The 11,902-nt window shown below is 65.3% G+C and carries 13 protein-coding genes and 1 pseudogene; 6 read left to right on the forward strand and 8 right to left on the reverse strand.

Annotated features, from left to right (window positions below; translation table 11 throughout):
• Positions 1-331 (reverse strand): NAD(P)H-binding protein (locus VKI00_RS00335; protein ID WP_324434380.1); only part of this gene is annotated, 331 nt, incomplete at its 3' end.
• 97 nt (positions 332-428) lie between these two features.
• On the opposite strand from VKI00_RS00335, the gene VKI00_RS00340 reads away from it, so the two are divergent.
• Both VKI00_RS00340 and VKI00_RS00345 read left to right on the forward strand, forming a co-directional pair.
• The gene (locus VKI00_RS00340) at positions 429-1,577 is read left to right on the forward strand and encodes a thiolase family protein (protein ID WP_324434381.1); all 1,149 of its coding nucleotides are present in this window, start codon (positions 429-431) and stop codon (positions 1,575-1,577) included.
• Entirely contained in the window at positions 1,574-2,362 is a 789-nt protein-coding gene (locus tag VKI00_RS00345) for a crotonase/enoyl-CoA hydratase family protein (RefSeq protein ID WP_324434382.1), read from the forward strand. The genes VKI00_RS00340 and VKI00_RS00345 overlap by 4 nt, the downstream gene beginning before the upstream one ends.
• A gap of 6 nt (positions 2,363-2,368) precedes the next feature.
• On the opposite strand, the pseudogene VKI00_RS00350 reads toward VKI00_RS00345, so the two are convergent.
• Positions 2,369-2,992: pseudogene (locus VKI00_RS00350) on the reverse strand (polysaccharide deacetylase family protein); the annotation flags it as partial.
• 44 nt (positions 2,993-3,036) lie between these two features.
• On the opposite strand from VKI00_RS00350, the gene VKI00_RS00355 reads away from it, so the two are divergent.
• Positions 3,037-3,450 carry a hypothetical protein gene (locus tag VKI00_RS00355; protein WP_324434384.1) on the forward strand — a complete coding sequence of 138 codons (414 nt, stop codon included), beginning with the start codon at positions 3,037-3,039 and terminating at the stop codon, positions 3,448-3,450.
• Entirely contained in the window at positions 3,447-5,288 is a 1,842-nt protein-coding gene (locus VKI00_RS00360; RefSeq protein ID WP_324434386.1) for an alpha/beta fold hydrolase, read from the forward strand. The genes VKI00_RS00355 and VKI00_RS00360 overlap by 4 nt, the downstream gene beginning before the upstream one ends.
• Here the strand turns inward: VKI00_RS00360 and VKI00_RS00365 are convergent.
• The 5 genes from VKI00_RS00365 to VKI00_RS00385 all read right to left on the reverse strand — a co-directional run bounded on the left by VKI00_RS00365 (position 5,279) and on the right by VKI00_RS00385 (position 9,590).
• Complete coding sequence (locus VKI00_RS00365; RefSeq protein ID WP_324434388.1) at positions 5,279-5,779, reverse strand: isoprenylcysteine carboxyl methyltransferase family protein; 501 nt, start codon at positions 5,777-5,779, stop codon at positions 5,279-5,281. The two genes, VKI00_RS00360 and VKI00_RS00365, sit on opposite strands and share 10 nt — an antisense overlap.
• Before the next feature lie 3 nt (positions 5,780-5,782).
• Positions 5,783-6,865: a type III polyketide synthase gene (locus VKI00_RS00370; protein WP_414687082.1), complete on the reverse strand. Its 1,083-nt coding sequence runs from the start codon at positions 6,863-6,865 to the stop codon at positions 5,783-5,785.
• A 137-nt stretch (positions 6,866-7,002) separates the two neighbouring features.
• Positions 7,003-8,019: an NAD(P)/FAD-dependent oxidoreductase gene (locus VKI00_RS00375; protein ID WP_324434390.1), complete on the reverse strand. Its 1,017-nt coding sequence runs from the start codon at positions 8,017-8,019 to the stop codon at positions 7,003-7,005.
• Entirely contained in the window at positions 8,016-8,516 is a 501-nt protein-coding gene (locus tag VKI00_RS00380; RefSeq protein ID WP_324434391.1) for an isoprenylcysteine carboxyl methyltransferase family protein, read from the reverse strand. The genes VKI00_RS00375 and VKI00_RS00380 overlap by 4 nt, the downstream gene beginning before the upstream one ends.
• Before the next feature lie 3 nt (positions 8,517-8,519).
• Positions 8,520-9,590, reverse strand: coding sequence for a type III polyketide synthase (locus VKI00_RS00385; RefSeq protein ID WP_324434393.1), 1,071 nt, complete (start codon positions 9,588-9,590; stop codon positions 8,520-8,522).
• Positions 9,591-9,767: 177 nt separating this feature from the next.
• Between VKI00_RS00385 and VKI00_RS00390 the strand changes: the two genes are divergently transcribed.
• Positions 9,768-10,916, forward strand: coding sequence for an NAD(P)H-binding protein (locus tag VKI00_RS00390; RefSeq protein ID WP_324434394.1), 1,149 nt, complete (start codon positions 9,768-9,770; stop codon positions 10,914-10,916).
• The gene (locus VKI00_RS00395; RefSeq protein WP_324434396.1) at positions 10,913-11,620 is read left to right on the forward strand and encodes a CPBP family intramembrane glutamic endopeptidase; all 708 of its coding nucleotides are present in this window, start codon (positions 10,913-10,915) and stop codon (positions 11,618-11,620) included. The genes VKI00_RS00390 and VKI00_RS00395 overlap by 4 nt, the downstream gene beginning before the upstream one ends.
• Before the next feature lie 11 nt (positions 11,621-11,631).
• Here VKI00_RS00395 and VKI00_RS00400 read toward each other — a convergent pair.
• Positions 11,632-11,902 (reverse strand): enoyl-CoA hydratase-related protein (locus VKI00_RS00400; RefSeq protein ID WP_324434398.1); only part of this gene is annotated, 271 nt, incomplete at its 5' end.

An 11,902-nucleotide genomic window follows, 5' to 3' on the forward strand; every position in this document is an offset into this window, starting at 1 on the left:
CCATGACGAAACGTCGCGTTCCGGCCAGCCCGGCGGCATCGATCACCCGGATCGCCGCGTCGCGGTCGACGGCGTAGGTGCGGGCCGGGTTGCCGCCACCGGCCCCGGCGGAGAACACCACCGCGTCGTTCCCGGCCAGCAGCTCGGCCAGCGCGTCGGTGTCCAGGATCTCGATATCCGCGACGACCGGACGGGCACCGGTTGCGGCGACGTCCTCGGCGTGGTCGGGATTGCGGAAGACCGAGGTCACCTCATCACCACGCTGGCTGAGGCTGCGGGCCAGGTGCAAAGCGACCTTGCCGTGGCCGCCGATGATCACGATGCGCGACATGACTCTCGACGCTACCGGCCGGCTAGGCACCCCCGCGGCGAGCCGTCCAACGGGTTGGTCAACAATCGAGGAACAACCTCATGTCTAAGGAGAAGTCATGGCTGAAGCCGTAATCGTCGAGGCGGTACGTTCACCGATCGGCAAGCGCAACGGTGGGCTGTCCGGCGTGCACGCCGCCGACCTGTCCGCCCAGGTGCTCAACGGCCTGGTCGAGAAGGCCGGCATCGATCCCGAGCTCGTCGACGACGTGATCTGGGGATGTGTCTCGCAGGCCGGCGAGCAGGCCATCGACATCGGACGCACCGCCCTGCTGACCGCGGGCTGGCCGGAGACGGTGCCCGGCGTCACCGTCGACCGCCAGTGCGGATCCAGCCAGCAGTCGATCCACTTCGCCGCCGCCGGTGTGGTCGCCGGCCACTACGACGTCGTCGTTGCCGGTGGGGTCGAGTCGATGTCGCGAACTCCGATGGGATCCTCCTTGGCCAACGGCGGTCGGCCCTACTCGCAGGCCTTCCTGGACCGGTATCACGGCGCCATCCCGAACCAGGGCGTCGGCGCGGAGATGATCGCCGAGCAGTGGGGATTCGACCGCACCAAGGTCGACGAGTACTCCCTCGGTTCGCATGAAAAGGCCGCTGCCGCACAGGATTCCGGTGCTTTCGACGATCAGATTGTCGGCATCAAAGATCAGGACGGAAACGTCGTCCTCAAGGACGAAGGCATCCGTCGGGGCACGCCGATGGAGAAGATGGCGCAGCTGAAGCCCGCTTTCAAGGAGGACGGCGTCATCCACGCCGGGAACTCCAGCCAAATCTCCGACGGCTCGGCGGCGCTGCTGTTCATGTCGGCGGAGAAGGCGAAGTCGTTGAAGCTCAACCCGATCGCCAAGGTGCACACCGCCACCCTGGCCGGCGCCGACCCGGTGATCATGCTGACCGCGCCGATCCCGGCGACCCAGAAAGCGCTGAAGCGCTCCGGCCTGAAGCTGGAGGCCATCGGGGTGTTCGAGGTCAACGAGGCGTTCGCGCCCGTGCCGTTGGCCTGGTTGAAGGACATCGGGGCCGACGAGAAGAAGCTCAACCCCAACGGCGGCGCGATCGCCCTGGGCCACCCGCTCGGCGGATCCGGCGCCCGGATCATGACCACGATGCTCTACCACATGCGGGACAAGGGAATTCGCTACGGCCTGCAGACGATGTGCGAGGGCGGCGGTCAGGCCAACGCCACCATTGTGGAGCTGCTGTGACGGAACCCGCGGCGCTCACCGAGCGCCGGGGCAACGTCCTGGTCATCACGCTCAACCGGCCAGAGGCCCGCAACGCGGTCAACGGCGCGGTGAGTACCGCCGTTGGCGACGCGCTCGAGCAAGCCCAAAACGACGATGGGGTGCGGGCGGTGGTGATCACCGGCGCCGGCGACAAATCCTTTTGTGCCGGAGCAGATCTCAAGGCAATCTCGCGCCGCGAGAATCTGTATCATCCCGACCATGGCGAATGGGGCTTCGCCGGCTACGTCCACCATTTCATCGACAAGCCGACCATCGCCGCGGTCAACGGCACCGCGCTGGGCGGCGGTACCGAGCTGGCTCTGGCCAGTGATCTTGTGGTGGCCTGCGAAAGCGCGACGTTCGGTTTGCCCGAGGTCAAGGTCGGGTTGTTCGCCGCCGCCGGCGGGGTGTTCCGGATCGTGCATCAGCTGCCGCGCAAGGTCGCGCTCGAGATGGTGCTTACCGGTGACCCGATCAGCGCCGCCGACGCCGCCAACTGGGGCTTGATCAACCAGGTCGTCCCGGACGGCACGGTGCTGGACGCCGCACTGGCTCTGGCCGAGCGGGTCACGGTGAACGCGCCGTTGTCGGTGCAGGCCAGCAAGCGGATCGCCTACGGTGCCGACGACGGCGTCATCCCGGACGAGGAACCCGGCTGGGCCCGCACCCAACGTGAATTCGGCGTAGTGCTGAGGTCCGAGGACGCCAAAGAAGGCCCGCTGGCGTTCGCCGAAAAGCGCCAACCGGTCTGGAAGGCGCGCTGACTGGAGTCAGAGCGGCATCAGGTGGTCGACGGACCGATGGATGCGACCATCGATGATCGGCACGCACTCGTCGGGCAGCTCGACAGTCGCTGCCACCCTGCTGCGGTCCAGTCCGTCGAGAAAGCGCGGTAGCTCGTCCATGGCTCCGGACCGTAGGTCGTGGATTACTACCACCGTGTGCTCTTGCGCCGTGACATCGGATAGCGCCCGATCGACCCACCCGACAGGATCCGCCCAATCGCGCGGAACGCTATTCCATAACACGCAGGTGTGCTCCCCGCTGACCAGATAATCGACCGCAGTGCGGTTGAGGCACCTCCGGTCGAGCTGTCCCTCGGTGCCCCAGGGACGGAAGAGGAAGTTCTCGCCGATGAATTCCCGTAAAACGTCGTGCGCCGTGCCGATTTCGGCGATGGTTTCCGGCTCATGCAGTTCGCCGAGTGGCCGGCCGTGAGTCAGCGAGTGATTGCCCACCCGGTGACCCTCCCGAACCATTCGGTTGAGCAGCGCGCGTGCGGCTGCGTCTCCGTCGACGCGGTTGGCGACGACGAAAAAGATCGCGCGCAGCGACCTCTCCGCGAGGATGTCGAGCACCTGGTCGGTGACTCCAGGCGTCGGTCCGTTATCGAAAGTGAGCGTGCAAAGAGCGGCTGCTTCAGTCGGCGATTGGCGAGATGACCGCTGGCTTGTTCTCGATGTCGTCTGACCAGTTACCGCAACGCGGGTCTATCACTGAACGACTGGATGTCGCGGCCGAACTGACCTACGCGCTGTTCGTCAACAATTTGGTCGCCGCGTCCTTCACGGTGGAATTCGCTGCGGCGGCAAACCACAACGAGTCCCTCAAACAAGCGTATTTCAATCACCAGCAAACGCAACGGCGGCAGGTTATGCGCTTCATCGAAGATCTGATACCCGGAGCAGAGACCGACTTATCCGTTGGGCTCATCGAGACATTCCTGCTTGGGATGGCGATGCGCCGTCCCTTCAGCACCGACGAAACCGCATTTCGGGCCGAATTCGACGCCCACGCTCAACTGTTGGTCGCCCATCTGATCGCGCAAGGAAAGGAGCATTCAGCGCAATGACGACCGTCACGCCCGACAGTGCGCTTGACCCTCCCGTCGACGGGAGCATCGCGGGCAGCAAAGGCAAGCCCCTCTTCCTGAAACGCTACGAGCATCCGAACGCCCGATACACGCTGGTTTTGGTGCATGGCACCGCGGGCTACAGCGCGGCCTACCACAATTTCGCCGAGCAATTTCGGCGAAATTTTCCCGCGACGGTCTGGGCCTTCGACTTGACCGGTCACGGCCGCACCCCCGGGCCTCGGGGCGTCTTCAGCTTCGACGACTTCCTCGAGGACGTTCGAGCGGTGTCCGACCACGCGGCCGACCGCACCGGCCTTCCGGTGGTGCTGCACTGGGCCAGCCAGGGCGGCGAGATTGCGTTCCACGCGCTCGCCCGCTGTCCGCGGGTGGCCGGCGCCGTGTGCATGAACATCTTGCTGAACGACGAGCTGCAGATGAACCGTGCGATTCGGTTGATGCGTTCGGAGGTCATCGGCCGGCTGGCCAGGGGTCTAGGCGACCGGGTTCGGGTACCGCTCCGCCGGGTCATCGACTTCAAAGCGGCCTATCAGGAGGACCCAGATTTGTTGCCCGAGAAGCTGACTGACCCGCTCAATGTCTGGTCCTACGGCTTCAAGAGTTGTCACTCCGTCTTCAACTACAAGCCGCGTGAGCCTTCCGCGGCCAATACCAAGCCGGTCCTGGTCGCCTGTGGCGAGCAGGACGAGGTCGTCGACCCCGACCATGCCCGGGCCTGCTTCGAACGCATCGGCGGCCCAAAAGACCTTTTTGTGATGCCCGGCGGTGGGCACCAGCTCATGCTCTTCGAGACCGAGCTGTATAGCCGGATTGTCGACTCATGGATCCGCGAGCGCGTCTTGAATCGAGCGCAGGCCTGGACCGCGCCGCTCGTCATCGAAGAGCAGGGATACTTCGACTTCCTCCACCGCGAGCGGCGCAATGAAGCCAGCGGCGAGCCGGACTACCGCTACTCCTGGCTGGACAAGCTCCTCACGAGAGTTCACAACGGCACGATTGAACGCGGTGTGCGCTACTTCGCCCAAGCCCAGGACAGTGCACAATGGCGGTTCACCGAACAGCTCGTCAGCAAAATCGACTGCGTCGCTTGGCAATTCTTGCGCGACTACCTACCTGAGTCCTCGGCTACCGAGCGCCCGCGGATGGCGGTGGTCGGCTGCGGCAGCGGTACCGCGATCCGTTGTTTGCTCGAGGTGGAGCCCCAGCTTCGGGAATGGGAAATCGATGGCTTCGACGTCGATTACAAAGCCATCCGGGCAGCGAGGCGGTCCTTCGCCGATGCCGCGAGTGTTCAATTCCATGTCGGCGACATCCGCGATCCAGGCGTGCTACCCAGCGACCAGTTCGACGTGGTCTATACGCACGGAATACTGGACCACTGTGCCGAGCACCGTACGGTTCTGGCGAATGTCTATCGTGCGTTGAAACCCGGCGGGCGGGTGTTTTATGTGGCGCCAGACCGGAATCTGTACACCTGGCTGGCCTTCGTCAGCATTGGCCCGTTGTTTGTGTCGGGCCTCTACAAGTCGAATCATGACTTTCGCCGGTTCGCAAGACCCACCGAACTTTCCAGGCTTCTCGAAGATCTCGGTTACCGGCCAGTGCGAAGGCACGGGGCGTTCGAGTCGCCGGCCATCGTGGGGCTTGAATACACGACCGCTCTGAACCCGTTTGCGGCGCAGCGCGCATTCCGCAAGCGCAGCCTTTCCGATCTCACGATCGTGCTGACGAAGGCCCGAAGCTGGCTCGGTGGAGGATATTTGGGCGAATACGTGGGAGCGGCGGAAAAACCCGTCGCGGGCGCGCGTCATGCGTAGCCCAGGGCCGCGTTTTCCACTCTGATCCGTACCGTGAGCAGTACCGCATTGGCCAGCGTGAAGGACGCCGCGGTCAGCCACGCTGTGTGCACCAGCGGGAGCGCCACGCCTTCGACGACGACGGCCACATAGTTCGGGTGATGCAGCCAGCGGTACGGACCCCGCCGTATCAACGGCGCCTGTGGCACCACGATCACCAACGTGTTCCACCGGTGACCGAGCGTTGCGACGCACCACCAGCGCAGCGCCTGGCTCAGTGCCACCAGCGCGACCATCGGCCAGCCGAGCCACGCGATGAACGGTCGGTGCAATGCCCACACCTCGGCGGCACACCCGAGCAGCAGCGCAGCATGCACCGCGACCATCACCGGATAGAGGCTACGGCCGAATTCCTTGCCGCCGTGGGCGAAAGCCCATCGCGCGTTGCGTTTCGACACGACTAGCTCGGCCAGCCGCTCGATGCCGATCGCCAGGATCAGCAGGTAGTACACGACCTACCAACCGAGCAGCACGAGTTCCGAGCAGAACCCCGGTCCCATCGCCATCATCAGCCCGAACGAACCCGGCGGCGGTGGATCGGCCATCTTGGCGCGAAGCACATCCAGCACCGACACTGACGAAAGATTTGCGTTGTCGCGCAACGAATTTCGGGTGTGATCAAGGGCATTGGCCGGAAGGTCGAGGGTGTGCTCGACGGCCTCGATCACCTTCGGCCCACCTGGATGGCAGACCCACGTCGAGATGTCCGCGGTGGTCAGGCCGTGGTCGGCGAGGAAGTTGCGGACGTCTTCGCCCAAATACTTCTCGGCGACGTTGGCGACCTCGGTGGACAACTTGATCTGGAACCCGTTACTGCCGATATTCCAGCCCATCACCTCTTCGGTGTCCGGGTAGAGCCGGCTGCGGGTGGCCAGCACCCCGGGCCCAATCGGCCTCAGAGCAGATCCCTTGGCGACGACGGCACCGGCACCGTCGCCAAACAGGCTGGCCGCCACGAGATTCGCGATGGAGTAGTCGTCGCGCTGCAGCGTCAACGAGCACAGCTCGACAGCGAGCAGCACCGCCACGTGATCGGGGAATGCGAGCAAGTAGTCGTGCATCCGGGCCACCCCCGCGGCCCCGGCCACACAGCCAAGTCCGAACAGCGGCACCCGCTTGACGTCGGGCCGCAAGCCGACACGCGTCGCCAGTCGAGCCTCCAAGGTCGGCACGGCCACCCCGGTGACCGTCGTCGAGAGGATGATGTCGACGTCGGAGGGCTTGACCTTGGCGGCGTCGAATGCTGAGAGCAGCGCGCGCTCGCCGAGTTCCAGGGCGGTCTCGATGAAGATGTCATTCGCCTCGGTGAAGCCGCTGAGTTTGCCGTATTGCGGCAGCGGCAAGGCGATGCGGCGGGTCTGCACGCCGGCGCTGGCGCCGAACCGGTCGAACTGGGGCCCGCCGAAGCCGGTCAGGCCCGACAGTGCCTCTTGCTGGCCGACCTGGTGTGGCGGGAATTCGATCGAAACCGCTGCGATTGTGGCGGACTGCGTGATGTGGGCGTTCCCCCCCTGCTCGCCGGGCGTTACAGGGCGCATTTCGTAATCGTATCCATGTGGTCAGTCGCGGCTGGGCCGCTTCGTCGATCAATCTAAATACCGGAACTAAAGTACAGCATATTGGATAATTGCGTCCGGGCCGTGAGTCAAGCGACAGGGCGGCGGAACCGGGTGACTCAGCGCGCCAATATGTGCACAGCCTGTTCGAATACCGTAGGTAGCAGTGTGCATGCGGGCACGATGGCGCGCCGCGCTGCGGTGGGCACAGTTGTGAGTACCAGCCCGCGGGTGAGCAGTCGGTAATCGCGGGTGATTCGATGCCAGGCCGATTCGTATGACGACGGCATGCCGTCGGCGATGGCACTCACCGCCGCGGCGGCCTGCTTGACGGCCAGACTGACGCCCTCACCGGTGAGCGCGTCCTCGTAACCGGCCGCATCGCCCACCAACAGCACCCGTCCCGCGACCCGGCGCGACACCACCTGTCGCATGGGTCCACAGCCGCGAGCCCGTCCGCGGGCGGCGCCTTGCAGATGGTGGGCCAGTCGCGGGAACCAGGCAAGGTCCGGGCGCTCACCCGACAGGATCGCGACGCCGACAAGATCGGGCTCGACGGGTGTCACATACGCTTCGCCCCATCGTGACCAGTGCACTTCGACGAACTCCGACCACGCCGGCACCTGGTAGTGCCAGCGCACCCCGTACCGCCGAGGTCGTCCGGGCACGGCGTTGATTCCGACGGCGCGGCGGACCGTTGAATGCAATCCGTCCGCGGCAATCAGCCATTTCGCGCGGATCCCGGCTGCCGTGACGCCGTTGGCATCTTGGTCGACATTGCTGATGCGCGTCGAGATCCAGTCGGTGTCTTGTTCTTTGGCGCGTGACGCCAGCGCGGCATGCAAGGTGGTACGTCGCACACCGCGCCCGGGGCTGCCGCGGAAAAGTGCTTCGGCTCGGCGGTGCTCGTCCAGATAGGCGATACCCCGCAACGGCATCCCGGCAGGATCGACACCCAGCGACACCAGTTCGGCCAAGCCGCCGGGCATCAGGCCTTCGCCGCACGCCTTATCGATAGGAATGTCTCGCGGTTCCGCCACGATGACCGAAAGCCCTTGTTGGCGAGCATTTATCGCCGCAGCAAGACCGGCCGGGCCGCCGCCGGCGATCAGCAGGTCGGCATCGTAGGCGCTCATGCGTAGCCCAGTGCCGAGTTCTCAATTCGGATCCGTACCGTCAGCAGCAGCGCGTTGGCCAGCGTGAAAGCAATGGCGGTCAGCCACGCGGTGTGCACCAGGGGCAGTGCGAACCCCTCGGCCACCACGGCCACATAGTTCGGGTGGTGCAGCCACCGGTACGGGCCGCGTCGTACCAACGGGGCCTCCGGCAGCACGATGACCAAGGTGTTCCAGCGTCGGCCCAGTGTGGTCACACACCACCAGCGCAGCACTTGGCTGGCCGCCGCGACGGCAAGCATCGGCCAACCCAGCCACCAGATGACGGGCCGGTGCAGTGCCCACACCTCGATGACGCAGCCGAGGAGCAGCGCCGTGTGCAGGGTGACCATTACCGGATAGTGGCCGTGACCAAATTCCTTGCCGCCGTTGCTGAAAGCCCATCGCGCATTGCGCTTGGCTACCACCAGCTCTATCAGCCGTTCGATGCCGACGGCGAGGATCAGCAGGTAGTACATGGCCTACCAGCTCAGCAGCACGAGCTCGGCGGAGAAGCCGGGGCCCATGGCGATCATCAGTCCGAAGGAGCCCGGTGATGGCGGGTCGGTCATGGTGTCCTGGAGGATGTCCAGCACGGAAACCGACGATAGGTTTCCATTGTCGCGCAGAGACTTTCGGGTAAGGTCGAACGCTTCTGCGGGCAGGTCGAGCGCGTTTTCGACCGCGTCGATCACCTTTGGGCCGGCCGCGTGCAAGACCCATCTCGAGATGTCCGCGGTGGTCAGCCCGTGGTCGCCGAGGAAGTTGCGGACGTCTTCACCCAGGTATTTCTCGACGACGGTGGCGATCTCGACGGACAGGACGATCTTGAACCCGTCGGTGCCGATGTTCCAGCCCAGCACGTCTTCGGTATCCGGGTAGGTACGGCTGCGCGTGGCAACCAGTTTCGGTCCGATCGGTGCCCGGTCGGCTCCGGTCGCGATGAGGGCGGCGGCGCCATCACCGAACAGGCTGGAGGCGACCAGATTCGCGATCGAACGGTCTTCGCGCTGAACGGTTAACGAACACAGTTCGACCGCGAGCAGGGCCGCTACCTGATTGGGGAAAGCCCGGAGATAGTCATGGACGCGAGCCGTTCCGGCCGCACCGGCGACACAACCCAGGCCGAACATCGGGACGCGCTTGACATCGGGTCGAAGACCCAGCCGACTCACCAGCCGCCCTTCCAGTGAGGGAACGGCGAGCCCGGTGACCGTCGTCGAAAACACGACATCGATCTCGGAGGGCTCGATTTCGGCGGCCTCCATTGCCGATTTCAACGACCGTTCACCCAGCTCGAGCGCGATGTCAAGGTAGGCCGCGTTGGCTTCGGTAAAGCCGCTGAGCTGGCGGTATCGCGACAATGGCAGCGCAAGGTGGCGTGTCTCAACGCCGCTGGTGGCGGCGAACCGTCGAAACTCTGGACCGGCGAAATCGGCCAAGGCCGTTATCACTTCGTCTTGGCTGTGCCGGTGCGACGGGAACTCGACGGCCACCGAGGCGACCGACGGTGTTCCCGTCGTTAGTTCGGACAGTTGGAGGTCAGGTGTCACGGGACGCGCGCCCGGAATTAGGTTGCCCACACTGGAGATACGAATTTGCTTCGCCGCCGGTTCAATGCGCCTCAAAATGCCTGCGCCGACTGCTAATTCGACGGCTGTCTAACTGCGTTTGACACCGAAAGCCGGTTGCCGGTTTAACGCGCATGCGTTCCGTCTACGTTGAGGGGTGTGCGGATTCTGGTGACGGGCGCGACCGGTTACGTGGGATCGCGGCTGGTGACGGCATTGGTCTCAGCCGGCTATCAGGTGCTCACCGCCACTCGCGATCCTGCGCGGCTTGAGCGGATGGGCTGGTTTGACGACGTCACCCCCGTGACTCTGGACGCCTCCGACGCCGAGTCGGTTCGCGGGGCGTTCGACGCTGCCGGCCCGGTCGACGTCGTCTACTACCTGGTCCACGCAATCGGTCAACCCGGCTTCCGCGATGCCGACCGGGCCGCGGCCGGCAACATCGCCGCGGCTGCCAAGGACGCCGCCGTGCGTCGGATCGTTTATCTGGGCGGCTTCGTCCCCGACGACCCCGATGACGGGGCGCTGTCCGAACATCTCACCAGCCGGGCAGAGGTGGCCCAGGCGCTGACGATCGACGGCGGTCCGGAAGTGGTGTGGCTCGGCGCGGCGTTGATTTTCGGTGCCGGCTCGACGTCGTTCGAGATGTTGCGCTACGTCGGTGACCGGTTTCCGGTCATTCCGATCCCCGCCTGGATGGACAACCCGATCGATCCGATTTCCATTCGTGACGTGCTGCATTACATGGTCGCCGCCGCCGATGCCGGACAGGTACCGGCGAGCGCCTATGACATCTCCGGCCCCGACCGGACGTCGTACCACGCGCTGCTGAAAACCTATGCGCGGATTTCCGGCAAATGGCACACCAGTCTGCCCGCGCCCGGAGTGGATACCGCGGTGGCGTCGTGGGTTACGTCGGTGGCGCTGCCGGTGCCCGACGGGTTGGCGGCCGATCTGGTGCAGTCGCTGGATCACCCGATGCAGGCGGCCGGCTCAGGCCTGCGTGATCTGGTCCCCGACCCTCCCGACGGGTTGGTTCCGGTCGAACAGGCGATCGTCCGGGCACTATCGAGCCGCCGGCCGCTTCCGGTCAACGCGCTGGCTGATCCGCACCACCTTGCCGACAGCGATCCGGCGTGGGCCGGGGGCGATGCGCTGCGGCTGCGACGACTCGCGGGGAGGGTGACACCATCGATCGCGCGGCCCGGTCTAGCGTTGGTAGATGCCGTCCCCGGGCCCATCGCCGGCGCTCTGCGCACCGGACTTGACATGCTGATCACTCTGACACCAAAGGTGCGTCTCGCGTGACCTCCCACAACAGTGCTTTGGGCGATATCCGTCGCGGGATCGTCAATGTCGCTGTGCCGCATAATGAACCGCCTTCAGTGAAGCGACGCAGGCGGATCGTCGTCGCGATCGTGCTGCTGCTCGGCGCGGGGGTGTTGGGTCTGGCCTTGCGCCGACACCCCGGCGAGTCGAGCTTCTACTGGCTGTCGCTGACGCTGGCGGCGGTGTGGGCTTTCGGGTCGTTCGCCTCAGGGCCGTTGCATCTGGGCGGCCTCTGCTGGCGTGGTCGCAACCAACGCCCGGTGATCAGCGGCACCGTGATCGGCCTGCTGCTCGGCGCCGTCTTCGTGCTCGGCGGGTTGATCGCCAGAGAGATTCCCGCGGTTTCCGAGCTGATCACCCGCGTGCTGCAATACGCCGACCAGGGACCGTGGCGGCTCACCATGGCCATCGCGCTGGTCGGCGGCATCGCCGAGGAACTGTTCTACCGGGGCGCGCTCTACACCGCGCTGGGTCGCTACCACCCGGCGCTCGTCTCCACCGTGGTGTACGTGGCCGCAACGTTGGCCAGCGGCAACCTGATGCTCGCGTTCGCCGCCATCGTCCTCGGGACGGTGTGTGCTCTGGAACGCCGCGCCACTGGCGGGGTGATGGCACCGATCCTGACGCACTTCGTCTGGACCGTGGTCGTGCTGCTGGCATTGCCCCCGCTGTTCGGTTTGTGAGCCCGCCGCGATCAGCTGTCGGTGAAGTCCGGTGCCCGACTCTCTTGGAAAGCCCTTGCGCCCTCGCGGAAGTCGTGTGATTTCAGCAGGACTGACTGACCCTCGAGTTCGCGCTGCAGGGTGGGCTCTAACTCGGTGAGCGTGGCCGCGTTGATGGCCTGTTTCGTCTTGGCGAACGCCACGGCGGGTCCGGACAGCAATCCGGACACCACCTTGTCCACCTCGGCGTCGAAGCTGTCGGCCGGGTAGACCGCGCTGATCAGGCCGCACGCCAGCGCGTCG

This window comes from Mycobacterium sp., from assembly GCF_035314665.1.
Lineage (GTDB): Bacteria > Actinomycetota > Actinomycetes > Mycobacteriales > Mycobacteriaceae > Mycobacterium.